The 206-nt window shown below is 46.6% G+C and carries 1 pseudogene; it reads left to right on the forward strand.

From position 1 onward, the window contains the following. Positions 1 to 206, forward strand: a pseudogene (locus DSOL_RS26625) (AMP-binding protein); the annotation flags it as partial.

Consider the following 206-nt stretch of genomic DNA (forward strand, 5'->3'; position numbering starts at 1 on the left):
ATTATGTGTCCGAGGACCTCAGGTGATGAAGGGGTATTGGAAGAAACCACTAGAGACGGCTGAAACCATGCGCAACGGCTGGTTGCACACGGGCGATATTGCCAGAATGGACGAAGATGGTTTCTGTTTTATTATCGACCGCAAGAAAGACATCATCATTGCAGGTGGGTTTAATATCTATCCACGTGATATTGAGGAAGTGCTGT

Origin of the sequence: Desulfosporosinus metallidurans (assembly GCF_001936615.1) — a bacterium.
GTDB lineage: Bacteria > Bacillota > Desulfitobacteriia > Desulfitobacteriales > Desulfitobacteriaceae > Desulfosporosinus > Desulfosporosinus metallidurans.